We start from the raw sequence: 512 nt of genomic DNA on the forward strand, positions 1-512 counted from the left end.
CCTGCCACCCCGACCGGCTGCAGCTGCTCCGTGCCTTCCTTCAGGATATACAGCCGGGTATTGTGCACCGGCTTGCCGATTGGAATCACCGCATAGGACTCATCCGGCTCGCAATCGAAGTACGAGACGTCCACCGTTGCTTCCGTCGGGCCGTACAGATTGACCAGCCGCGCCCGGTTCACCTGGCCTATCGCCTCTTGGAAGCGGGCCACGTGCTGCGGCGGCAGCGCCTCTCCACTGGCGAATACATGGCGCAGGCTGGACGTTTGTTCAGCGACCGTTTGCTTCGCCTGCTGCTCCGCGTAATCCAGGAACGCATGCAGCATCGCGGGGACAAAGTGCATCGTGGTCACGCCATAACGGCTGATCGCCTGCAAAATCAGCTCCGGGTTTTTCTCTCCGCCCGGCGTCAACAGGCAGACGCTTGAGCCGACCATGGCCCACCAGAACAGCTCCCACACCGACACGTCGAACGTAAAGGTCGTTTTTTGCAGAATCACGTCCGCCTCGCC

Annotated in this window: 1 protein-coding gene; it reads right to left on the minus strand. The window is 61.5% G+C overall.

The annotated features are described in order from the left end of the window. Positions 1-512, minus strand: a 512-nt coding sequence (locus KQX66_RS36425) for an AMP-binding protein (RefSeq protein ID WP_216798393.1), incomplete at both ends; no start/stop codon positions are given.

This window comes from Paenibacillus oleatilyticus (assembly GCF_018998565.1).
In the GTDB taxonomy this organism is placed as follows: Bacteria; Bacillota; Bacilli; order Paenibacillales; family NBRC-103111; genus Paenibacillus_G; species Paenibacillus_G oleatilyticus.